Below are 23309 nucleotides of genomic sequence, written 5' to 3'. Positions count from 1 at the left end.
TCTGGTCAACAAGATCGACCACTTCATCTCCCATTACAACCAGTCCTGCCGACCCTTCGTCTGGACCGCCACGGCGGATTCCATCCTGGCCAAACTTCAACGATTATGTCAGCGAATTAATGGGACAGGACACTAGTTACTTAAATCAATAATAGCCAAGCTCTTCTGCGACTGGCGAAACCGCCCGCTTCAACAGCCACCTCTCAAATCGGCTCACCTTGGCCTTTTCCCCATCCCGCTCCGAGCTGCCCACCTTGGCGTTGAGAACGCCGCGGTCGATATGAATGCCCAAGTATGCCTCTATCTCGTCCAGATGCGCTTTTCCGGCGATGAGATCCTCGTAGCGGACCAGAAGCGCGCCCAGCTTGTCGGAATCCCTGATGAATCCTTCCATCAGATTGCGCCAGTGGGAACCGAAAACCATTGGCGTAAACACCGGCTTGTCGGGGAAGATGTCGTACCAACTGCGTCCATACCGGCAATAAGAGCGATAGGCCTCAAAAGGATTGCGGTACAAAAACAGGAAGCGGGCCTTTGGATAGAGCCAGCGCAGGTAGACGCTGTGCTCCATGCCCAGCCGGACTTCCTTGATGCCCCAGCGCGAAGCGCCGGCGGCCTTCGTAGGCTGCGCGAACATGGTGTCAAATAAGGCGCGATGTCCCTTGCGCAGATCCTCCAGCGAGGGAAACAAATTCGCGATCCAGGCTCCCGATAATTCGTTGGGCGGCGTACCATCGTAGAAATAATCGGATGGCGGCCAGCCGGCCCGAAATGCTTTGGTGGTTTCCGCCAGAGCCTGAATCATGCCGCATTCGTCGTAGGGTTCGCCCCAGATGAGCACGTTCTTGTCGGACATGATGAGCCGTTGCAACAGCGTGGAGCCGGACCGCCAACCTGCGGAAAGCAGGAAGATGGGCGCCTCGTCGTCATCGGCGTCCACCGGCGGGCAAGCGGCCAGCAGCGCCTCGATGCCGGGACCGATGCCCGGTTTGCGCAGCAACGCCTGGCGATGGGCCGCGCGCGCCTGGGCGGGGCCTTTTAGCGCGGAAGTAATGTATTGCAGCATCAGAATAATTTCTCAGTTGAGCTTGGGTTGTACGTACTCGATGGTGCCCAGGCGTTTCATCAAACCCATCAATGCCGATTTCGCTTCATCGAAGGTCATTTTTTTTGTCCGATAGTTTTCCAGCAGACCGAAGACCGGATTGCGCAGCTTATGCCGCATATAACGGACAGTCATGGTCTCATGCATACGGGTTAGCCTGTACGAAAGCCTGTTTACGGCAAGATAAGTCCAGCGCAGCAAGGGCATTTTCAGCCTTTCCTTGTTGCGGGCGATCAAGGCCACCACCGCATCCAATACTTCCCGGTCGCTGAGCATCTCGTTCTTGTAGCGCACCAAAAAATCCGAGGCCTTGACTTCGCAAAAGCGCGAGCAAAAGAGCGTTGCGTCGTCGCGCCTGAAATAGTAGAGCGGCTCGGGGATATGGCACATGCGGAAGCGTTTGGCGATTCGCATGAAATAGTCGTAATCCTCCACCAGGAACAGTTCCGGGTCGTACTCGCCCACGGCTTCGTAGACTTCGCGGGTGTACATGAAGCAGGCGCCGATATGGTTGCCCTTTTCCAATTGCACGCTGCCGGGGAGCTTGTCGTGATAAACATCCAGGGGCCGGCCATCCGTATCCTGCTCGGCGAACAGGTAGTAGTCCGCGTAGACGAAGTGACAGCCTTTATCCCGCAGCGCGTCCACCATTTTTTCGATGGCGTTGGGCGCGTACAGGTTGTCATCCGACGTCCAGGTCAGATATTCGCCACGCGCCAGGCAAAATCCCTGGTTCAGCGCGCGCGGCAGCTTCAGGTTCGGATCGTTTTTGACATAGCGGATACGCGCGTCGTCGAATGACTGGACTACGGCGGCGGTGTCGTCGGGCGAATTGTCGTCGACGATGATCAGTTCGAGGTTCGCATAGGTCTGATCCAGCACGCTGCGGATCGCCTGCGACAGGAGATGCGCCCGCTTGTAGGTGGGCAGGACGATGCTGACCAGCGGCATATCGGACACATTATCGTTCATGGGACTTCTCGCCCGCGTCTTCCAGAATCCGCCGCACGATCTTGATCCCGGCGGTGCCGTCCCCGTAAGGGTTGGCCTTGGAGGCCATGGCCTGATAGGCCGCTGCGTCTTCCAGAAGTCGCGATGCCTCGGCGACAATGTCCGCTGCGTCGGTGCCGATGATCTTCAGGGTGCCCGCTTCCACGCCTTCCTGGCGCTCGGTCACCTTGCGCAGCACCAGCACCGGCTTGCCCAGGCTGGGCGCCTCTTCCTGCAAGCCGCCGGAGTCTGTCAGCACCATGTAGGAACGCTTCATCAGATGCACCAGGGGCATGTAATCCAGGGGATCAATCAGCATCACGTTGTCGATGTCGGCGAGAATGCTATTCACCACCTGCCGCACGTTCGGATTGCGATGCACCGGGTACACCAGCACGATCTCGTCTTGGTACTTGAGCGCCAGATCGCGCAAGCCCCGGCATATTGACTCGAACGGGCCGCCAAAGCTTTCGCGCCGGTGCGCGGTCACCAGAACGATCCGCTTCGAATCGAACGGCAGGGCATCTAGCGGTGTCCCGGCAAAACTGTGCGGGCGGGTGGAAACATCGAGCAGGGCGTCGATCACCGTGTTGCCGGTCACGGCAATGCTCGCTTCCGCTATGCCTTCGTTGAGCAAATGCTGTTTGGCCTTGTCGCTATGGGCAAAGAACAGGTCCGCGACCGAATCGATGATCTTGCGGTTGGCCTCTTCCGGGTAAGGATGCCGCTTGTCGAAGGTCCTCAGCCCCGCTTCGATGTGGCCGACTCTTACGCCCAGGTAAAAGGCCGCCAGCGCCGCCGCCATGGACGTGGTGGTGTCACCTTGCACCAACAGCAGGTCGAAATGCTCCTCGCGCAGGATGTGCGAAACCTCCCGCAACACGCTGATCGTGATGTGCTCCAGGGTCTGGTTCTCGCGCATCAGGTTCAGGTCGTAATCGACGCGGATGCCGAACAGGCCGATCAGCGGCGCCACCATGTCCTTGTGCTGCCCGGTGAGGCAGTTCTTGTTTTCGATCAGTCCCGGATACTTATCCAGCTCCGCGATTACCGGCGCCATCTTGATGGCTTCCGGACGGGTGCCGAACACGGTGAGAACTTTAAGCATGCTTGCCTTCCCCGTGCAGTTTCAGACGATAGGCATCGAGAAAGTATTTCACCGCCCAGCTGATTTCCCCGCCGGCGATGTATTGCGCGCCCTTGCCGTAGCTGCCGAAGAATCCGCCGGACTTGTTCTGGATTTTTTCCAGATAGCGAATCGCGCGGTCGGCGGGTTCTTTCTTGCCCAAGGTGTACCAGACGATGGCGTATTGGGCCATGCCGGTCGAACAGACCCAATTCACTTCGGGATAGGCCGGGATGGAACCGTCCTTGCGTTGGCAGCTTTCCACGTCGGCCATACCCTCGGCCGCGAGTTCAAGCTCGCCCAGTTCGCACAGCGCCTCCATGGCATAGGCATGGAAATGCGACAGGCGGTTGAAGGGAATCAGCCCTTCCTGCTTCTTGTAATAAGCCAGCACGAAATCCGCCGCGTCCAGGTACTCCTTTACGCCCAGCAGCTTGCCCGCTTCGGCCAAGGGCGGCAGCGCATAGGTATGGATGAGATCGTTGGCGATGTCGGTCCACAGCTCCGTCGAAGGCGTGGTCAGGCGGCCGCTCGGTTCCACCTGCGTCAGAATCCAATCGCAGGCCTTCCGCAAGGGGACTTCGACGTCGTCCATATCGTTGAGCGCGGCACAAAGACCGCGCATGATCTGGGCGGTATCGAAGGTGTACGGCACTCCATCGGGCGCGGGAAAAGCGCCTTCCGGCAGTTGGATGGAGAGGAGCCAACGGGTGCATGATCTGGCCAGTTCCTTTTCTCCCCAGTTGTACAGCGTCGGGATGAAATACCCGGTTACTTCCGGATAAGCCACGGGCTGTCTCGTATGCACAATGATGCCCTGGCCGGGCACCATGTTTTGCCGGAACCAATCCATGGCCAGCTCGTAACTGGGTTTCTTTTTCTGCCAGAAAAGCATCAGGGTTTACCTCGTTTTCGCATAAGGATCATCTCGGTCGAGTAGGGGCTGTACCGACTTAATGAGGGGAGGGCACTCGCAAATCATTTAGGTAACTCGAAACGGGCACGTTCGATGAGTTCGAGGAGTGTGTCCATGACTCTGGATACATCGACCTCGGGTCTCTGGGAGAAGGCCAGTGCCGCATCGCAAGCTTTCTTATACAGGTCCGCATCATCCCAAAGCGAACGCAGGGCGGAGACCCAGGTATCGGCGTCCGCGTCGGGGTCGATCAGAATCCCCCCCGGCCCAACCGACTCCGGCAGCGCAGCCCGTCGGGTGGCGATAACCGGGACACCGTTGAAATGAGCTTCAGTCGCTACCCGTCCCCAGGTTTCGTTACCCCGGCTCGGAATCAGAACCGTATGAGCGTCCTCGTATATTTTCTTGGGGTCCGTGACCGATGGCGACCACTCGATATGGGGCAGCCTTCGCGCCTTTGCTTCGAGCTCTTTGACCGCGTCGTCTTTAACCCAGGCTTCGAAGAATTTGAACGGGATCGAGGGGCACTTCTCAGCCACGGCAATGGCAATGTCGCCCCCTTTTATAGGGCGCGGATTTACAAAGACGACCTTTCGCCGAGTTGATTTCGTAGTGCAGCGCTCGCGATTGACAGGTGGCGGCAAAACCGTCGCTGGCACGGAGAACTGTGCCGTGAAGCGGTCAGCCAGAAATTTGGAAACCGCGACGAATGGAATATGAGGAAAATCCCGCGGATCTCCGCCCATCAAATGAAGCGAAGAATCATGCATTCTGACGACCGAGGGGACTCCGAATGGCTGCAGCTTCGCGGCATAGTGCAGCGGCTCGCGGGTTTCGAGGATTGCTGCGTCGGGCTTTATCTTGCGGGTTAGCTCGACTAAGCCGGATTCCCACAACCACCCTCTGAAAACCGGGTAACCGGCATGCGAGTCACCCGGATATGTGCTCCCGGTGACGCGGTTAATAATCCGGTTTCGCGCATAAAGCCAACCGGTGGGCTCCAGTCCGCACATGACGAAGGGCTCATGTCCCCGACGCTTCAGTTCACATGCCGTCTCATGAATCACCGACTCCCGACCGCCGATCTGCTGGGGAAAGTGGGGGCGATTCGTAATCAATAAAATTCGCATGGCGGACTTGGTTCTCGTATCTATAAAGTCACGATAGAGCTTTCAAACAAAGACTTCGCAAGCTTCTGCAAAACTAGGGCTCCTTGATCCGCATTACCCGATTTGCCTCGATGTTGCTCAATTCCTGAATCGCGCCGCTCGGCCATTGCACCCTAATTTTCTCCGCCCCCGCGTTCTTGCCCAGGCCGAAGTGCAGTCGGGTGTGGTTCTGTCCTTTGTTGTGTATGCCGCCATCTTGCACCCGCACCTGGGTGATTCCGCCCGCGGTAACTTCAACGCGCGCCCCAATCCCGTCGCGGTTGGACGCCGTGCCCTCCAGATCGATTTCCAGCCAGTGGTTGCCGTTGCCGACGTTGCGGTAGATGTGATATCCGCCCTCGTTCGAGGGTAAGCCGAGACTCCGGCCCATGCTGCCGCCGGTAGCCACGAGCAGATCGAGAAAGCCATCGCGGTCGAAATCGACCATCGTGACGGAATCGCCGACGCCCGCCCGATTGCCGGCGGCTCCGCCGGCTCCGGAAATCGCGTCGAAATGTCCGTTTCCACGATTGAGCAGGAGCAGGTTCTCGCGTTTGCCCACATCGCCGGAACCCACGACGAAAAGGTCCAAATCCATATCGTTGTCGAAATCTCCGGCGACTGTATTGGTCGCAGCTGTCGCCGTAGGGTTGACGCCGCGTTTGTCTCCCTCCTCGACGAGTGTGCCTCCGCGATTCATGAAAAGCCTGCCCGCCGCTTCCTCGGGTCTCAGCGAAAGCCCGTCGGCCTTCAAATCCGCAATGAGTTCCGAGGAGGAGATCTTCAGCGCGATCTGTTGGTACTTGTATTTGCCTGTAGCCAAGTCTTCCTGCGAGCCGGAAACCTTTACTTGCCAGACATCGGGCGGTGTCAGGTTGAGGTAAACGCCGGAACCCGCTCCAGGCTGGAGCGGGAGACTCCCGGCGATGCCGGCGGTCTCCTTCGACAAATCGAACGCCAAGCCGTCCGGATGAATGTCGCGCGAACCGATGTGAATATGGTCCGGCGGAAGAACGTCCTTCGGATTTTCGGGAGAAATTTGCACGCGGAGCGAGCCCGCCGACCGGAAGCTGAAGCTCAGAGGGCTGCCTACGCTTTTCGGATCGACCGAGGTATCGACGATGATTTCGGTGGCCCGCGGTTGAGCGAAGCCGATGGAGTCGACCGGGTTCTTGCGCGCAAGATAGACGTCGATTTTCCCGTCGTTGTCGAAATCCCCCGCCGCAAGGTCCTCGAAGGCGGTAGCGGGCAACAAGTCGAGCGCTTTGGCGGGTTGCGTAGCGGTCGTGAAGACCTGCGAGGCGCGGTTCGACTCGAACATCCGGCACAGCAGATCGGGCTTGCCGCCGTCGGTCACTTGAGTCAGTACGCAGAACGGTACCGCTCGCGAGTTGAACGGCACGGCATCGGCCGATTCGATGAATCGACCGTCACGCTGAAGGAAAATTAAAGGCGGCACCCGATCGTCGAACCGTTTCTCCGAACCGTGGAACAGGTCCAAGCGACCGTCGCCATCGAAGTCGTACCACAAAGGCATTCGAGTCCGGCCGAACGGATTGGAGGCGCCGACCGCATCGGCGATGTTTTCGAATCGATCCCCCCGATTGATGAACAAGCGTTTCGCTTCCGAGCCGACACCGCGATCGGCCCCCGTGAGTTGCACCAGATCCTGTCGCCCGTCATTGTCAAAATCCGCCCATGCGGCACCGTGCTTGTCGCCGCGAAGATCGTTCGGGGCGAAAAACTGGCCCGTGGCATCGATAAACCGCACCTGACCAGAATTGCGATAGAGCCGCGCTTCGTTCAAATGATTGGTGACGTAAAGATCGGCCAGACCGTCCCCGTCGAAGTCCCCCCAAGCCGCGCCATAAGTCATGCCGACATAGTTCTGAAGCCCGGAGGTTAGGGTTACATCCTCGAACAGCTTGGTGTTGTCCTCAGGCCCCGAGCAGCCGGTCTGCATGGCTATTGCCCCGGTCATCACCGCGCCGAATACCAAGCGCAGTGATTCCAAAACTGGCTTTCTTTTCTTTAGGAAGATCTGATTAAGTCCTTCGACAGGCTCAGGACGAACGGTAAGGTGTTGATTCCGTTCGTGGTGAGCTTGTCGAACCACGAACGGAATCCACTTGTTCAGAGTTTCCTTTACGAGCGGCAAATATCCGCAGCCGACGGGTCGGGTTTTCCTGTCAGTCGGCGTTTGCTGAATCTTCAATGTGTCACTCCTTTCGCGATGCCGTAACGGGCGGCCTTACCGAAACCATCTGCCGAGCACGGGTAAACGCCCCACGCGTTCGCGCGCAGCATACATGCTTCGGCTGAGAACATTGGGCAGTCTGACTTTCGAGCCGCATACGGCCATAAGCCGGCGCGCGCCATCGGAGGAAGAAAAATTTCCTGAACTGGCATGTCGGTAGGCGCGGTTCGCATAGTTTTGATAACTGACCGGATCGGACAAAACGCCTTGTATCGCCTTTATCCAGACCTCGGGATTCCGGTAGTCCTTGATCAACATTCCGCCATCGCCCACGGATTCGGGCAGTCCGCCGCGCGCGCTGGCGATGACCGGAATGCGGCACGACTGGGCCTCGACAGCCACCATGCCGAAGCCTTCCTCCCAGACAGACGGGACCAATAACAGCTTGGTCTGACGGTAAACCGCACGCATGTCCGAAGTGCGGCGCATGAATCGCACATTGGGCACTTGAGCGAGCTTTTGCTCCAGATCGGCAAGGGCTTCGTCGTTGAGTTTCCAGGATTCGAGCAGCAGGAAGCGTTCCGAAGGCAGTCGCTTGGCAATCTCGAAAAAGGTTTCAACCCCTTTCACCCGGTGCGGATTGATCATCGTCACATAGCCGTCCGGATCTCCCACGGTATCGAAATAAAGCTCGGCGGCCGGATAAACCACGTGTGTTGGCCGGCCGATGGCCCGGCGCGCCTTGTCGGCCAGGAAACCGCTGCCGCACACCACATGGCACCCAAGCTGCGCGATCGCTTTCAGCTCGGCGGGGTCGAATTCCGCGTCATGAACGTAGTAAAGACCCTGAACCCCTTTGTCGCGGGCAAGCTCCAGAACTTGTTGGGCACCCTCCAACTGAGCCCAGACAACATCGGGCTTGAAGGTGTCGATGAACTCGTTCAGCTCGTCGAGGAAACGGGGGAAGACCTGAACCGGATATCCGCAATCGACTTCACCCGCCTGCCCATCCGAATGCGCCGATTTCACACCCAAGGCGTCATGCTCGGCCGGGGCGGGAAAGGTCCAAGGCGTAACGGCGTATTCGCTGGAGCCGACGGCCGCGCATTGAACGTCCGGTTCGACCGCCAGCTTATGCAGCAACTGGTGCGCGCAACGAGCCGCACCCCCGAGGAAAAAAGGGTAGGGCGGGCGTTCGCTGGCGTAGAGGATGCGCATGAAAAAGCTTTTCGCTTTGAATCTTAGGGTTCTTGAGGCGACATAAGGGTGGATGAATCTGCCGCACTTTTGCGTCCCCAATTCTTGGCAAGCACGCGCACGGCATCCGGGCAGTCGCCGAACCGGCCCAGGACAAAATCTCTGACGCCGAGGAAGTGAGCACGATTTATGGGATCGACAAACGTTTCTCGCACACGCCACCACCAGCGCCTCAGGTCGATAGGCTGCTGATGTCGCCCCCCAAGCGGAAACAGAAATCGCCTAACGAGACCGAGCAGCGTTTGACCGTAAATACGAAACCGAAGCGCCGTATCGGCGTTGCGTTGAGCCCACAAAAGCCGGTTTCTGGCGATGAAGTATTCCTTGAGTGGCGAATGCTCGCCCCCGAAAGACACGGAGATCTTGTGCCATACCTTTGCATCCGGCACAAACACACACGAGAATCCGGCGCGCTTCGCGCGGCTGCAAAAATCGATCTCCTCGTTGTTCAAGAAAAACTTAGGCTCCAGTAATCCAATGGACCGAAAGACGGAAGCACGAACGAACATGGCACAGCCGATCACCCATTCCGTTTCGGTGAGCTCTTCGAATTGGCCTTCGTCCCGCAAGCCGGCGCCTCTCTCCTCGAATCTGAGCGTCTCGGGATCCCAGTATCCGCCTGCGTACCAAAGCAAGTCCTTCTGGTGATAGTGGTAAATCTTGGCACCGAACACGCCACCGCCCGGCATTTGCTCCGCCGCTCGAACGAAGGCGGACACAATTTCGGGGTCGACGACCGTATCGTTATTGAGTATGAGCACAAACTCTGCTCCGCCCTCAAGCGCACGAGCGATAGCGCGGTTGTTGCCTTCGGCAAACCCCAGATTGGTGCCATTCTCAACAAGATCGATATCGGGGTACTGCTCTCGAATTGCCGAAACTGAATTATCGCTAGATCCGTTATCTGCAACGATAACGGTCCAGTTTGGATAATCAATCTTCTTGAGAGAAGAGAGGCATTCGAGCGTATCGTCGCGTCCGTTCCAGTTAAGAACGACGACTGCTACGCCTGGCAATGTATTTGTCATTTTTATTAAGTCGGCTTTAGCTTATGGGTTGCCGAACCATGGCTCTGACGATTTGGCCGACGTGGCGAATTTTATGTAGAAGCCGCCAGTATGAATGGCGCCAAGAGGAGGAAGGCTTGGAAATTTGGACTTCTTGATCTCGTGCAGTCGCATGCTCGTGAACTTCGTCACTGAGTTCCGCAAGAGCCTGTTTCGTCGCTTCAAGATATGCATGACCGTGTTTTAGATCAGGCTCAAGATGACAGCCTTCGGCCCACTCATTCCAGGCATTGATAAACACAATGCGCTCTTCGCCGGAAAATCTTTCCCGGGTCTGTTTAAGCATGGCAGAGAGCCACGCCCTGTAAAGTTTCGGCGTAGACCCAACAAGAATTCGTCCATCTGATTTCCGGCGTGCGGAGTTGTCCCACATCGGCGTAACGCAGCGGAATTGTTTATACGATGGAATAGGGCGTTTCTTTCTGGCTTCGGCAATCACGGAGTACCTAAAAACAGAATGCTGGCTGAAGGCTTTCGGAAGTAATCCCCATCTGCTCAATTTGTTCGATATCGGTCCGGAGAATACGGCTTGACCAACATCCCGATTGTCAGGGGAAAATTCCACCGCCGCATCGAAGCCGATGCTCTCCGGATCAATGCCGCTGACAAAATTTTCTACTCTCGCCAGGTATAAATCGCCTAAACCGGACTCTCTTGCGACTTCCCGCCAGATTTCTGCCGTACGTAAAGGATTGGGAAGGAGCTCCGTTCGATATATCAGCAACAGCGGGCGACCATTGATTCGGATATATCGCGGGTCCCGAAGCGCAGGTAACAGACTTACGATGTGAGCTCGGTCATCCTCTTCCGAGTAGTGCTGTTCGAGGAGCAGATGTCGCGAACCGCCGTCCCAGGCACGAGACCAGTTTTCGTTTGCCCAACAGAGACAGAATGGAAAATCCGGCTTGCCGGAAGCTAGAACATCATTGAATGGACGCTCTAGAATGCGCCGGCCGTTGAACCAATAATGGTAATAGCAAAATCCGTGGATGCCATACTGCCGCGCCAGTGTAGCTTGTGCCTCGCGCGTTTCTGCCAGCCTTAGGTCGTAGAACCCTAGGTCGGCAGGGAAATGCGGCTGATGATGGCCTGGAAAGAGCGGGCGCGCCTTGGTGACATTGGTCCATTCCGTAAAGCCCTTACCCCACCATTCATCGTTTTCAGGGATCGGATGAAACTGAGGCAGATAAAATGCCATAGCGCGGATCGCCGATGTGACAGGTGCGGGAGAATTCATGAATGGCGGCTTACGTTCGTGAGTTTGAATTTTCCAAGGAGTTTGGGAGACAGGCGGCCTCAAACATGATTTTTTGGATGGCTGTTACATACATCTGGTCGGTGAATCGTTGCCCAACAAGTTGCCTGCCATTAGAGCCGAAAGCCCTCGCCTTTTCAGGATTGCTTAGCAGGTCCAGAATCGCATCTGACATTGCTTCGGCATCCTTCACGGGGACTAGATAGCCATTTATGCCGTCTTCGATGATTTCTTCCGGGCCTCCACAACGGGTGGAGACAACAGGCGTCTCCATGGCCAGTGCTTCGATCGCGGTAAGGCCGAATGACTCCTGCTCCGACGAGATGACGAGCACATCGATGGCTGCCATTACGTACTGAATTTCCTCCGGCCATCGACCAGCGAGTTTTACACTTGATTGGAGCCCGTTTGAGTCAATTCTTTTTAGGATGGAAGAGGTATAGCTTTGCGGCCCTGTTCCGATAATTAAGAAGACTACATCGCTCCGCTTTGAAAGGATTTTTTTCGCAGCACACAAGAATGTGTCGTGATCCTTGCGGGGTTGCAGGGCGCCAACCACGGCAACCCACTTCATGTCTACATCCAGCCCTAAGCATCGCGCAACATAGGCACGGGAATGAGTGCGTTCTCGCAATTCCGGGATTTTCAGACCGTTGTACACAACAGCCGCTTTGTTTTTCAGTGTCTTGTAAGTTTTCGCGACTATTTGAGCCGGAAAAATTACGCTGCTTGATAACGTTCCGATTACCGTTGAATAGAGAGTAGCAGGCAGCAGTGGCGCTAATTCGCTGTTTTGTTTTGTGGGTTCGTGTATATGCCAAACGTGCGGCGTGTTTGTCATGCGCGCGGCTATTGCACCTTCAATGCACGTCACCGTATTCGTATACACAAGATCAATTTGATTGCGCTCTATTAGCGTGGCGACTGCCCAAACTCGGGCACGAAGACCGCGCAAGACGTGAAATAAATGGATTAGACGATTATTACCCTTTACCGCGCGAATGCTTGGTACCCAATGAAGGAGTGAGCGCTGCATCACGGGGATATCCAAAAGCTTTATCTCGTCGACAAGTTGCCCTTGGTATGGCACGACTACATAAGGTAAGAATTGCTCACGGTCTAGCCTTTGCAAGAGAGTCAGCAGCATACGCTGCGCACCGAAGAGCCCTGAATCGTGCGAAAGGAAGAGCACGCGGAGGGGTGTAGAAGACCGAGTGTGAATCATTTTAATGGTCTTCAGAACCAAGAACGGCGACGCTTAGCAAACTTTAAAAATGCGAGGTTTGTATCAGAGATAGGACTTGTTTTATGTAATGCAATTACGTCGTAGTGCCAATTATAATCGCGCTCTCCACTGAGACAGACTTCCGCGAGTTTTGATACCGCATTGATATCTACATCAGTCATAAAATGGCTAAAGTCTCCGTACTTTGTAAACCAGATATATCGTGTGTAATCGGCTTTGCCAAGGATTTCAAAATGCTCTAGCCAATTATTAGACGTATCTCTACATAAAGATGGATCCCATTCAAAGATTACTGCTGGCTTGTGCTCCTTCAGTGTTTTAGTGGCTCCCGCCAGAACTTTTCCATCATACCCATCTACATCAATCTTGATAACATTAGGAGGTTCATGTGAACAAGCCAGTTGGTCAAAAGATAACGCGTATGTCTGGCTGGTCCCTTGTGCGCTCGCGGTTCCGGCGTGAGTTCTGACAAGGGATGGTATTCCGGACTCCTCATTTGAAAGCATCACATTGCATAATTCGTATCGCTCTGGTTGCTTGAGGTTCTCTTTCAAATAGCGAAAGAACTCAGTATCACCCTCTATACATACGAACTGTTTGATACTTGAGGGACAATTGCTTTCAAGCAATAGAACGGTATCTCCAATGCCTGCGCCAATGTCTACGACAATAATGGGTTTGCCTAGAGTGATAGCACTTTCGTGTACCAGCTGGATAAGAGGATTGTTCCAATGTGGAAATCGACGTGCAAACAATGGATAGGAGTGACCATTGTTTGTAAAGACTCTTCTGCCATGAACGTTAGCTGTAACCGCTCCGCTGTGCCAGTTGATTGATTTATTCCAAAAATAGCGCCAAATTGGACCAAACAGATTAGTACCTTGAAGCTTATGGTATTTTAGCAATGTATTGTAGATAAGAGATGCAATCTTATTTTCTTGAATCATTTCATTGCCTCTTATCTTTTTCTTAAACTAAGATTGGTTGTATTTGTTGATCGTCTGTAGAGAAATTATTACTGTGCGGAAGTGATTTTATTTCAAGGGACCAAGTTGCCATAGTTGCAATAATTCCATTCCGCATACCCTCATCACTAGACAACTTCTCTGCCTTTATCTGGAAAGGAAAAATATCCTCGCCATAGTAGACCGTGTGCATTATTTCGCCAGCACCAACACCGAGACGCAATGTGTAAACGCCAGGTAAAAGAGGTGGATTTTCAAAGCGGCATTCAATTTGAAATCTTTGTCCTTTTAGAATTCGTTCTACTTGGATATCTTCAAAGCTTTCTTGATGAGTCAGGTATACAAAATCGGGCGTTTGAATTCCAACACCGAATGCTGGCTTAATAAGTTCTTCAAGAGCTAGAAAAGTAAGCTGAACTCTAATATTACTGCCAGTCTCTATGCTATCTGTCGGATTCGAGTTAGAGTCTAGAAGTGTAATCTTCTCCAGCAGGAGTTCACCAGAACTCTGTCCAATCTGGTTTTGACTGCCGTCAGTTTTAGACTTCCTGCTTGCACAAACCTGTGCCTCGCTATTTTGATAAAAGGTATTGCAAACATATTTTGGATCACCATCTATGACTAGCTTTCCGCTTTCCAATAGCATGGCTCTTTTGCACAATCGTTCGACCTGCCGAATATTGTGACTAACGAGTAATACTGTTTTTCCCTGCCGTTTGATCAGGTCTTCCATGCGATCAAAGCACTTACGTTGAAATGCAAGATCCCCTACGGCCAATACTTCGTCGACGATCAGAATTTCGGCTTCTATGCTAGTTGCTACAGCAAAAGCGAGTTTTACCTGCATGCCGGAGCTATAGCGCTTGACGGGAGTATCGATGAACTCTTCCATCTCTGCGAAGGCGACAATCTCGTCGAATTTCTTGTCGATCTCCTTGCGCGAGAGGCCGAGTATGGAGCCGTTGAGGTAGACATTCTCGCGGCCGGTGAAGTCGCCGATAAAGCCTGCGCCCACCTCGATTAGGGGAGCGATCCGGCCCTGTACGGAAACCCGTCCTTTGGTAGGCTTGCTGATACCAGCCAGCAGCTTGAGCAGCGTACTTTTCCCCGCACCGTTGTGGCCGATAATGCCGACCACCTCGCCCTGTTCGATGGAGAAATCGACGTCGTCGAGCGCTTTGAAGGGCTTGCGTTCCGCAGGTCTCTTTCCGGTCAATCTCCTGAGAGTGTTCAAGGCTCCTTGCTTCAGGCTGCTCAGTTGGCCCAGTCTGTATTCCTTGGTTACGTGCTCGACCTCGATGATTGCCATGATGGGTAGTGAGTAGTGATTAGTGGGTAGTGGTTAGTGACTAGTGGTTAATCGTTGATTGTTTGGGCATAAGTGGCGGGGTCTTCGCGTGCCTCGTTGGATTTGCTTGCCATCTTGTTGATATAGGTTCTCAGCAGTTTCAGGATTTCTTCCAATTCGCTCTGCATCTTCGCGAATGCTTCTTCTCCGACATAACCAAGATCCTTTCCCAAAGACAGTTGTGTGTCCAGTTCCGCTGCTGAGCCCAGCGCGACGCGCAGAAAGTGGGTGTACTCTCTAGTCCCGCGCATGAAGCCCTCTGCAATGTTGGAAGGGATGGATACCGCGCTGCGCCGCATTTGGCTGCAAAGCCCGTAGCGTTCCTCCGCAGGGAAAGTCCTAGTTGCCTCATAGACCGCTAAAACCAGTCTATAAGACTTTTGGTAAGCAAGCAGTTCCCTGTAACTGGCGACCAAACTCATCCCCCAAACAACAACTGTTACCGCTGTTCACTATTCGCTATGTCACTATTCCCTATTCTCTAACTACTACCCACTAGATAACATCCGCGAAATAGCTCTCGGCTCGTTTGAAATAGGCGTAGCTGATAGGGAGCAGCACGATGACGAGCACAAAGCCGGGCAACATGGCATCGAAATCGGGGGGCAGTCCCCGCAGCATGACATTCTGAAAACTGTCGATGAGACCGGCGAGGGGATTCATCATGTAGAGCTGGTAAAGCTTATCGGACCATTCGCCGGCGGCCTGCTGGACAATGAGCTTTTCCTTGACCAGGTGCAGGGGATAGATGATGGGCGATGTATACATCATGAGCGAAAGCAGCACCGGCATGGCATTGCCCACATCGCGATAATAGACGTTCACGGCCGCGCCGACGAAGGCGATGGTGAGAGCGGCGAGAATGGTGTAAGCCACGAGCACCGGTACCCAGAGGACGTAAATCGTTGGCGCGATGCCGTACCAGGCCATGAGCCCGGAGACAATGAGAAGATTGATGCCGAGTTCCACCAGTTTGGTCAGCACGCTGGTCAGGGGGAAGATTTCCCGCGGGAAATAGATCTTGCGGATCAGATTTGCGTTGCCGACGACGCTGGTGACTCCTTCCGAGGCGGCCTCCTGGAAGAAGATCCACAACAGCAAGGCGGCGAAGGTCAGTACCGGGTAGGGCACACCGCCGCTGTCGATGCCGACGAAACTGCGCACCAGGGAGAAAATGAGCACGAGCATCAGCGGCTTAAGTATCGCCCAGGCGATACCCAAATAGGCCTGCTTGTATCGAACAGCAATATTTTTCCACGCCAGCGTGCTGACCAGTTCGCGGTGTTTTATTAATGTTTTGAATAGTCCAATCATGATTGTGGATTGGGTTAACTGTTTAAAGTGCCTACTGGTATATCCAGGTATACAGAATAAGCTATTTTGCCGGCTCGGCTTTACCGGGTAGTTTGGTCTTTCGCATTAAGGACGCTCTGATTAACTCTCCAGCCGGAGCAAACGACCGGCGTAATGGCTTGAACTAAAAAGCCTTCACTCAACCCTCTTCCAGAGGGCATAGATATTTACACCATTTCCCTCTCCTTGCGGGAGAGGGCTGGGGTCGATGTCGTTAAGTTAAGCCGTCATGCCGGCAGGGAATGCCGGTATCCAGAGCATAGGGATGTGACCCGGGCCGATGCCATCCTTGGCTTCTGGATTCCGGCACCCCAATCGTAAACGGTCATCCGGGGAGCGCCCGGATGACCCTTCCATGCCGGAATGACGAGGTAGGGCTTAAACGAATGCCGCATGCCCAAACGCATAGTCAAACTGGATGACGAGGAATTCGCCTGGTGAGATTTCCCTACCATGGGGTTTTAATTAAATCGTTTAGAGCCTGTCTATTTCGGGCGTTCGATGCTGCGGCGCGTTGGCGAATAAAGTTTGGCAGCAGGCCGTGGTTCGTTTCGCAACTTCAGCCCAATCGTGATTGCCGACCGCTTTCTTTAATGCCGCGCTACCCATTTTTTCTTGCACGGATGGATTGTCCAGTATTTCTTTAATCCCCGAAAAGACATCGTCCGGGTTATCCCCGTTAACCCTTAGCCCTGTTAGCCCATGCTCGACAGCCGCACCCGTGCCGCCCGTTTGTCCCGCGATGGCTGGCTTGCCGCATGCGCCGGCTTCAATATAAACCATGCCGAAGCCTTCGGTGTCTCCGGCGATGTCTCTGTTCGGCATCGCAAACACGTCGCAGGCGTTGTACCAACGGGGTAAATCTTCAGGCGCGACGTGCCCCAGCATGTGAACTCGATTCGCGACTCCCAAGTCTTGGGCAAGCGTTTTCAAATAATCCCGGTCTTCGCCGATGCCGATCAAGGCATACTGTGCATCGATGCCGTTCGACAGAAGTTGGGGGAGGCTCCGAATCACCATGTCGAAGCCTTTGCGACGGGATAGGCGACCAACCGAAAGGATGAGTTTCTGGTCCGGTTTTAAGCCAATCTGTCGTTTCAGGTCGTCGCAAGGAAGTCCGGGCTTGAAGCGCTCGGTGTCGACGCCGGGATAAATTATGGCGATTTTATCGGCCTTCACTCCCAATTCAAGCAACTTGTCTCGAGTAAATTCGCTATTGGCGATCACAAGGTCGGCGTGGCGAAAGGTGAAGGCCATCGCTTGAAACTTTCCGGGTTGTCGCCAGCTAGTTATCTCTTCGCCATGGGCATAAATGACCAGCGGTCGGCGAAAGAGTCGGGCGATGACGAGCCCGACCAGGCCTTCGGGCAACACCCGGCCGGTGTGGATCTGTTCGAATCCGTGCTTTACGGCAAGGATGAGACCTTTCCCCAGCAGTTTGGCATACATTGCTAAGGATTCAGGTCGAAGCCAAGGTGTGCGGGTTAAGGATAGACGATGTACGCTGTTGGGGTGGTTTCGGTCGTGTTCCAACGAGCCAGGAACGTCGGCGGTTAAGATATGGATGCTTTTTCCGCCAATACGGCGGTAGACTTCGTCGAACCAAACGGCTGTTCCGCCCTTGGTGGGCAGAAATAGTTCAGTGATGACCAGGATACGAGGGGCGGGAATTACTGAAGGCTCTGAAAATGCGTGCATGAGTGTTGACTTTTGGCAAACATAGAGTAATCAAGCCTCTTTCAAACCGCTTCCGACTTTTTATCCCGTCAAGAATAGCACGCAGGCCGGGACGGCAACACCTAAGAAAAAAGCGAGCTTTTATGCGGGGGAGGGTGATAGGCCGGTGATCCTGTGGAAGGGTATTAAAATTCCGGAACTTACGCATTTTTCCTTTCTCCCCGGTTTCAAAAGGCCCTCTTCCACTGGCAACGGGGCTGAACAAGCTTCCGGATATTAATGTTGGCCAAACAGAATTGATGAAAGACAGCAATACTATTAATTAAAAAAATTAAACGGACGGTAAGTTATGCGTGAAAGTATTTTCAAACACCTGAGATTGTTCATCGTTCTGAGCTTAATTTGTCTCCCGTTTCCAGTTCTTTCCGAGATATATGTATTGTTTACGGTCGATGTCGAGTCATTTGCCAAGGGAAATCCTAAAGAGAATATATGGGGGCGGATGGAAGGATATGACTCGGCATATGGTGTTCCCAAGATCTTGGAACTATTAGCGCGCAACGGTTCCAAGGCGACGTTCTATTTGAATGTTTATGAGATTGCCAAGTTCGGGGACGAGGATATAAAAGGGATTGCTCAAAAAATTGTCGCGGAAGGCCAGGATCTCGAGCTCCATACACATCCCAGCCCGATGTACGATGAAATCGGAATGTCTTTGTTCAGTTTGGAGGAACAGGAGGAAATTCTGCGAAAAGGCAAGGATTTGATACGTGAATGGACCGGGAAAGAGCCTATCGCACATCGTGCGGGTGCTTATATGGCCAATTCAAATACCCTCAGGGCATTGAAAAAGCTTGGAATGTCGGTGGACTCTTCACTGTCTCCCGCATATGGATCTGTTGCCCTTCTTAAGGAAGGATATAACGGAAACGACATTCAAGAGATAGAGGGTATCCTGGAAATTCCAATTACCTATTTCAAGCAGATGAAGCTTGGTTCTTGGGAGTCTAAACGATTCCTTGATGTCGAGAGCAGCTCTTTAGCGGAAATGAAAGATGTTCTGGATGAAATGGCGGAGAATGATGCCTGTGCGGTAAACATCATGATGCACAGTTTCAGCCTTAATCGATATGGCAAGCCCGATGAGAGAGTAGTCGATAAACTCGATGCATTGTTAAAGTATGTCAATGAACATCCAAAACTACAAAGTGCCAATGCGGTAGATTTCTATAATGCGTATCGGGATAAAAAGCTTTCCTGTACGCCGAAACGTGATTTGGTTCCCTATACCGGATTTGTTTTGACTTATCTTCGCGCTTGGGAAAGATTCGACGACGGGTGGAAGAACATAGCTTTCGCGCTCAGTCTCCCGGGAGCTTTGGCCATCGCGGTATCGCCCATTCTGATCGGACGTCTGAATAAGCGCAGGCCGCCTTTACGTCGTGGCAAGTGAAAAGGGAAGAGCCGGCGGAGGCAAATCCGACAGCCGGCTAAGTGAAGTTTCTGTTCAAGGAAGCCTGGAATAAAGGTAGAAACCGTTCGTGCCGAGCGTAGCGAAGAGGCGTCGAAACACGACTTCGACGCCGCGCTATCGCGCTACGCTCAGTGCGAACGGGTTTGTTCGGGGCTTCCCTGATAACCTGCCTACCTTTGTGGTCACGGAAAGGCGTTGTTACACCCTACATTGGTCCCGTTCACTACGTACGCCCTCGCAATTTCGGCACCACCGGAGCAAAACGAAAAAACCGTTCCTTGAGGAAACGGAGGGTTACCGGTCGCGCTGGTATGAACAGAGTAAGGACCGGACGTAGTAGCAGGGCCAAACTGGTCATAGGTGTAACTGACCGCAGCACTGCTTCCGGCCCCTGTAATGTTCCAGCTACCCATTAGTCGCCGTGGGTCGACCGTATTGCCATCACCCATTTTATAGTCCCAAAGAGGACCTGCGCCGTTTCCTTGATGCTCTTCCTGCCACTGATCAGTACCCGAAATCGCTCTGCCACAGACTGTATTGCCTGACAACGCGCTAGAAAGTTGGGTTTGATTGAGTCGCCGGTCGGTACAGTCGGCGTTAGCCTGTGCCGCAATGAATGTACTGATTAAGACGAGATTCGTAACAATGACTGACTTCATAGCCGCCTCCCTTTTAGAGTGAACGAAACCGGCGCTGATCTTAGCATGGCGTGAAGTCAAGGTAAGCATTGCGATACAAGAAGTTACAGAGCGCCCAACTTCGTCCCCGCTGCGCTATACAAATAACCTCCATGACAGATAACTGGAGCGCCGCTTACCGGCTCGACTGAACACTATCCGGGCTCGGGCGGATAAGACGGTAGAGCATCCCGAGCCAGAGGATTCCGACGCCTCGGTTGAGCAGCGTTTCGCGCGTCGACCGCGAGTGGCAGCAGCCCGGCACTGAAGGCGAACAGATAAAACAGCATCGACAGCCGTGCCGTGTCCATCGTGCTGCCGAGGAGTCCCACCGTGAGAAACGCCAGCAGCGCGCCGGCCAACATCGCCGCCTCAAGGTCCCCCCGCAGCAGGGCCGGCCACAGAATTTTTCCGACGCCGATCAACAGCAGCGTCAGCGCCCCCAGTCCTAGTAAGCCTTGGGCGAAATACATCTCCACCTCTTGCTGGTGGATGTGCCAGGCTAGGTCCTGATCGGCGACAAAGAGCCAGCGGGTGACTCCATCGTCGAATCCGCCGTTCGCCACCAGCTCGCGTCCATCTTTCGTCTTGAGGCTTACGTCGTCCACCTCAAGCGGGGTATCGGAGCCCGTATTGTGCAACGATAGTTTTACCGGCCGGTGCGGCCAGTTGCCGCCTCCACCCAGATTTCCCGCATTCACCTCGAAGGTGACCTTGCTCCAGTTGTGGTCGGATAGGTCCGGTCGAAATTCGGGCCAGATGCATTCGAAAGAGTAAAGCAGCTCCTTCTCGCATAGGGGAATACTGAGCATAGCATCGCCTGAAAGCCGCCTTACCCGAGCAGATAACGTGTACTGCCCAGCCGGTTCGAGGTTCACGATCTGATCGAGGAAAACCGTCTCGCCGGCGCCGAGGCGCAGGTAAGAATCGTTTCCGTCGCGCAGTATGGTATAAGTGCCCGGCGCTTTGGCGGTTTCCGCCCCCAGTGCGTAGAGGATCGGGTATTGCCCGAAGCCCATTCCAATAACCGCAGTCATCGCCCCATCATCCATCAGACCTAGGGCACGCTTCCAGTGAGCTTCCCGAATCGAGAGATCCTCCGAGATGTGCGCCAGCCGGGACTGGGCGAATCCGCCGGATAGCACGGGAACGGCGGCCGCCACGGACGCCGTCAAAAGCCCCGCAAGCGCCAGCCATTGGGGAATCGAAAACCCCATCCGTTGCCGCAGCATGCCCAACACAACTGGCACCAGTCCGGCTATAAGCGCGGCATAACCGCCTCGTGAGAAGGTCACCAGCATCGCATAGCTGACGGCCGCGGAGGATGCGACACCCAGGAGTTTCAGCACCCAATGGCGCATCGTGAGTACCCAAACCACAAGCGCCGGAAAGGCGAAAGCAATGAATGCTTCGATGTAGGCACCTCCGGTGTGCATGCTGGCGAAGGTTCCGGTTACCCGGAATACGTTCTCGAAGTCTCCCAGTCCAACGTACACGTGGCGCTCCCATAAGACGGCCAGCGTCACCAGCGCCAAACCGGCGAGCAAGCCGTGTCCCATTTGCCGGAGAGCCGCCCGGCTGTTCTCCACCGGTACGCGCCGTATCAGGGGCAGGAACAGTAACGCCCACAAGAGTCCCTTACCGACGATCCAGGCTTCGAGTGGCGAATGGGAGCTGTCGAAGAGGCTTCCGTCACTTCCCCAAAGAGGCCACAAACCCCGCGCGCTGGCAACCGACCAGCTTGCCCACAGCAATGCGACGGCCCAGGACACGCTTCGGTTCGCCGAGCGCCGAGGCTTCATCCGGTAAACTCGAAGATAGCTCACGCCAAGCGTAATGAGCACTACCAAATCGAACTCGTCCAAAAGGAGCGGACCAGTTAATGGGCTAAGATCGAGCACGGGTAAAAGGGCAGGCACCGCGAAAAACCATCCACCGGGATATCGCCATAACAGAACCCCGTAGCCCGATAACGCCGCGACCAGCCATGGCGTCCCGACCGGATAGGCCAGCAGACCGGCAAGAACAAGAAGAGCCGCGGCGAGTCCGATCAGAACCCCGAGCGGATGTGGCGGGCTATAGGCGGTCGTGGGCGACTCCGCGAAGTTCTCCGAAGACAGTTCTCGATCCCGGTCTGTAACGGAATGCGTCTCCCGATCGCGCCCGGAACGACCGCCACTTAGGACGATTCCCATCCAGTGTGCCAGGGCACAGGTGCAAGCCGCACTTCCCGCGGCGATCAGCAGGTTAGTGAAATCCGGATGCTTGGGCGGGACGAGGAGCTTCCCGAATTCTATGGGCAGCGCCAGTGCAGCCGCGCAAAATGCCGCTTGCAGCACACCGGAGTTTCTTTGCCCGTGCTTTAGAACACGTACTGACCACCAAGCTAGGCCGATCGGGGCGTACATGCCGGCCTGAGCGAGCAGGCTCACCAAGGCAGCCTGCTCGGTGGTGAAGTAATGATAATAAAACGGCATGATCCGAACGTCCGCGAGGCGCGCGACGGCATCGTCCAGCGACAGCCAAGACGCCGAGAACCAGCCGCTGAGCGCCGTAAGCGATAGAATGTACGGCAGTGCGGCAAGAGGCGTCACGCTCCTGACAATCCAGGCCAGTGGCAAAGGTCCGTGCCGGCGCAGGGTTCGGCCGATAGCCGCCCCCGCCACCAATCCCGCGCCGCGCCACAGCACCGAAAGACCCTGGCTTACGCCCGATGCCAGCGCCAATTGGAAGACTTCCAGCACCAGGCTCAGTACGGCACCGGCCGTGAAGATGCGGCGATAGCTCAAGTTCGGCGCGGCTAGAGCGATTAAGATACCGAGCGGCGCAATGATGATCGGTTCACTGATCTGGCGCGCGGCGCAACGCAGCCAGTTGGTGCAATCGCCCGCGATCAGCCAGCCCCAATTGCCCGAACTCAATTTCCAGTCTAATTCTTGGGCTGAGATAACGAAGTCGTAAGGAAATAGCGACAGCAGAACGTACAGGAGCACATAGACAATAATCGCCGCAAACACGGATGGGCGTCCGCCCTCTGTGAGCGCATCCAACAGTCCCGCTATGCGCCATCGCCCCAGGCTGAACAGGGCGATCCCGCCGGCGGAGCCGAGGGTTTCCGCCAAAAGATCGTTGAGTGAAACCGTGCGGGGTTCAAAGAATATCTGAGTGAACTCCACCGCTACCGCAACCGTGAAACAGAACGAGAAGATCGACAGGATGGCCAGATGACGCAGCGATCCCGTCGACCGCATGCCGACGGCCCAAGCGCAGCCCAGGAATGCCAAGGGCACATAGAGCACTATGTTGGCTACCCAGTCTGCCCTTGACTCGACCCCGAGATCCAGATACCCGATCTGGGCGAATCGGTTGACCGCCTCATCGAGCGCGTGGGCGCGATAATCGAAGGGAACCAAGCTTCCATATACGACAAAGGCAAGATAAGCCAGAAAGCCAAAGAAGGCATATCGGCGGTCGACTGTAGGCGTGCTCATTGGACGGGTATCAACTT

17 protein-coding genes and 1 pseudogene are annotated in these 23309 nt (G+C 54.8%); 2 read left to right on the top strand and 16 right to left on the bottom strand.

Annotated elements, in window-relative coordinates:
- Positions 1-136 (top strand): annotated as a pseudogene (locus VEB01_RS20985) (IS630 family transposase); the annotation flags it as partial.
- 9 nt (positions 137-145) lie between these two features.
- Here VEB01_RS20985 and VEB01_RS20980 read toward each other — a convergent pair.
- The 15 genes from VEB01_RS20980 to VEB01_RS20910 form a co-directional block, all read right to left on the bottom strand.
- A complete protein-coding gene (locus VEB01_RS20980; RefSeq protein WP_324878925.1) occupies positions 146-1066 on the bottom strand; it encodes a sulfotransferase in 921 nt (306 codons plus the stop codon).
- Between the two features lie 12 nt (positions 1067-1078).
- Complete coding sequence (locus tag VEB01_RS20975; RefSeq protein WP_324878923.1) at positions 1079-2077, bottom strand: glycosyltransferase family 2 protein; 999 nt, start codon at positions 2075-2077, stop codon at positions 1079-1081.
- The gene (gene wecB, locus VEB01_RS20970) at positions 2067-3203 is read right to left on the bottom strand and encodes a non-hydrolyzing UDP-N-acetylglucosamine 2-epimerase (RefSeq protein ID WP_324878921.1); all 1137 of its coding nucleotides are present in this window, start codon (positions 3201-3203) and stop codon (positions 2067-2069) included. The genes VEB01_RS20975 and wecB overlap by 11 nt, the downstream gene beginning before the upstream one ends.
- Entirely contained in the window at positions 3196-4116 is a 921-nt protein-coding gene (locus VEB01_RS20965) for a prenyltransferase/squalene oxidase repeat-containing protein (RefSeq protein ID WP_324878919.1), read from the bottom strand. The genes wecB and VEB01_RS20965 overlap by 8 nt, the downstream gene beginning before the upstream one ends.
- A gap of 83 nt (positions 4117-4199) precedes the next feature.
- Entirely contained in the window at positions 4200-5267 is a 1068-nt protein-coding gene (locus VEB01_RS20960; RefSeq protein WP_324878917.1) for a glycosyltransferase, read from the bottom strand.
- 73 nt (positions 5268-5340) lie between these two features.
- Positions 5341-7299 (bottom strand): CRTAC1 family protein, encoded by a 1959-nt coding sequence (locus VEB01_RS20955; protein ID WP_324878915.1) that lies wholly within the window; start codon positions 7297-7299, stop codon positions 5341-5343.
- Positions 7300-7536: 237 nt separating this feature from the next.
- Positions 7537-8700 carry a glycosyltransferase gene (locus VEB01_RS20950; protein ID WP_324878913.1) on the bottom strand — a complete coding sequence of 388 codons (1164 nt, stop codon included), beginning with the start codon at positions 8698-8700 and terminating at the stop codon, positions 7537-7539.
- 23 nt (positions 8701-8723) lie between these two features.
- Positions 8724-9767, bottom strand: coding sequence for a glycosyltransferase family 2 protein (locus VEB01_RS20945; RefSeq protein ID WP_324878911.1), 1044 nt, complete (start codon positions 9765-9767; stop codon positions 8724-8726).
- A gap of 16 nt (positions 9768-9783) precedes the next feature.
- Positions 9784-11004, bottom strand: a complete 1221-nt coding sequence (locus VEB01_RS20940) for a glycosyltransferase WbsX family protein (RefSeq protein ID WP_324878909.1) — start codon at positions 11002-11004, stop codon at positions 9784-9786.
- A gap of 49 nt (positions 11005-11053) precedes the next feature.
- A complete protein-coding gene (locus tag VEB01_RS20935; protein WP_324878907.1) occupies positions 11054-12208 on the bottom strand; it encodes a glycosyltransferase in 1155 nt (384 codons plus the stop codon).
- A gap of 89 nt (positions 12209-12297) precedes the next feature.
- On the bottom strand, positions 12298-13254 hold the full coding sequence (locus tag VEB01_RS20930) for an FkbM family methyltransferase (protein ID WP_324878905.1): 957 nt from the start codon (positions 13252-13254) through the stop codon (positions 12298-12300).
- Positions 13255-13276: 22 nt separating this feature from the next.
- Positions 13277-14581, bottom strand: a complete 1305-nt coding sequence (locus VEB01_RS20925; protein ID WP_324878903.1) for an ABC transporter ATP-binding protein — start codon at positions 14579-14581, stop codon at positions 13277-13279.
- 47 nt (positions 14582-14628) lie between these two features.
- Positions 14629-15042: a four helix bundle protein gene (locus VEB01_RS20920; RefSeq protein WP_324878900.1), complete on the bottom strand. Its 414-nt coding sequence runs from the start codon at positions 15040-15042 to the stop codon at positions 14629-14631.
- A 73-nt stretch (positions 15043-15115) separates the two neighbouring features.
- The gene (locus VEB01_RS20915) at positions 15116-15934 is read right to left on the bottom strand and encodes an ABC transporter permease (RefSeq protein WP_324878898.1); all 819 of its coding nucleotides are present in this window, start codon (positions 15932-15934) and stop codon (positions 15116-15118) included.
- Between the two features lie 513 nt (positions 15935-16447).
- Positions 16448-17671: a glycosyltransferase family 4 protein gene (locus VEB01_RS20910; RefSeq protein WP_324878897.1), complete on the bottom strand. Its 1224-nt coding sequence runs from the start codon at positions 17669-17671 to the stop codon at positions 16448-16450.
- A 328-nt stretch (positions 17672-17999) separates the two neighbouring features.
- Between VEB01_RS20910 and VEB01_RS20905 the strand changes: the two genes are divergently transcribed.
- Positions 18000-19103 carry a polysaccharide deacetylase family protein gene (locus VEB01_RS20905; protein WP_324878895.1) on the top strand — a complete coding sequence of 368 codons (1104 nt, stop codon included), beginning with the start codon at positions 18000-18002 and terminating at the stop codon, positions 19101-19103.
- Between the two features lie 853 nt (positions 19104-19956).
- Here VEB01_RS20905 and VEB01_RS20900 read toward each other — a convergent pair.
- Positions 19957-23292 carry a VanZ family protein gene (locus tag VEB01_RS20900; protein WP_324878893.1) on the bottom strand — a complete coding sequence of 1112 codons (3336 nt, stop codon included), beginning with the start codon at positions 23290-23292 and terminating at the stop codon, positions 19957-19959.
- Positions 23293-23309: the final 17 nt, after the last annotated feature.

The sequence above is a fragment of the Methylocaldum sp. genome, assembly GCF_035627495.1.
In the GTDB taxonomy this organism is placed as follows: Bacteria; Pseudomonadota; Gammaproteobacteria; order Methylococcales; family Methylococcaceae; genus Methylocaldum.
Note: the sequence above shows the minus strand (reverse complement) of the source record. Positions and strands in the feature narration are given on the sequence as shown.

Coding starts and splice junctions, on each gene's coding strand:
- VEB01_RS20950 (WP_324878913.1), bottom strand. CDS start 8,700: ATGCGCATCCTCTACGCCAGCGAACGCCCGCCCTACCCTTTTTTCCTC.
- VEB01_RS20915 (WP_324878898.1), bottom strand. CDS start 15,934: ATGATTGGACTATTCAAAACATTAATAAAACACCGCGAACTGGTCAGC.
- VEB01_RS20920 (WP_324878900.1), bottom strand. CDS start 15,042: ATGAGTTTGGTCGCCAGTTACAGGGAACTGCTTGCTTACCAAAAGTCT.
- VEB01_RS20945 (WP_324878911.1), bottom strand. CDS start 9,767: ATGACAAATACATTGCCAGGCGTAGCAGTCGTCGTTCTTAACTGGAAC.
- VEB01_RS20975 (WP_324878923.1), bottom strand. CDS start 2,077: ATGAACGATAATGTGTCCGATATGCCGCTGGTCAGCATCGTCCTGCCC.
- VEB01_RS20910 (WP_324878897.1), bottom strand. CDS start 17,671: ATGCACGCATTTTCAGAGCCTTCAGTAATTCCCGCCCCTCGTATCCTG.
- VEB01_RS20980 (WP_324878925.1), bottom strand. CDS start 1,066: ATGCTGCAATACATTACTTCCGCGCTAAAAGGCCCCGCCCAGGCGCGC.
- VEB01_RS20940 (WP_324878909.1), bottom strand. CDS start 11,004: ATGGCATTTTATCTGCCTCAGTTTCATCCGATCCCTGAAAACGATGAA.
- VEB01_RS20900 (WP_324878893.1), bottom strand. CDS start 23,292: ATGAGCACGCCTACAGTCGACCGCCGATATGCCTTCTTTGGCTTTCTG.
- VEB01_RS20935 (WP_324878907.1), bottom strand. CDS start 12,208: ATGCTGCTGACTCTCTTGCAAAGGCTAGACCGTGAGCAATTCTTACCT.
- VEB01_RS20930 (WP_324878905.1), bottom strand. CDS start 13,254: ATGATTCAAGAAAATAAGATTGCATCTCTTATCTACAATACATTGCTA.
- wecB (WP_324878921.1), bottom strand. CDS start 3,203: ATGCTTAAAGTTCTCACCGTGTTCGGCACCCGTCCGGAAGCCATCAAG.
- VEB01_RS20960 (WP_324878917.1), bottom strand. CDS start 5,267: ATGCGAATTTTATTGATTACGAATCGCCCCCACTTTCCCCAGCAGATC.
- VEB01_RS20965 (WP_324878919.1), bottom strand. CDS start 4,116: ATGCTTTTCTGGCAGAAAAAGAAACCCAGTTACGAGCTGGCCATGGAT.
- VEB01_RS20905 (WP_324878895.1), top strand. CDS start 18,000: ATGCGTGAAAGTATTTTCAAACACCTGAGATTGTTCATCGTTCTGAGC.
- VEB01_RS20925 (WP_324878903.1), bottom strand. CDS start 14,581: ATGGCAATCATCGAGGTCGAGCACGTAACCAAGGAATACAGACTGGGC.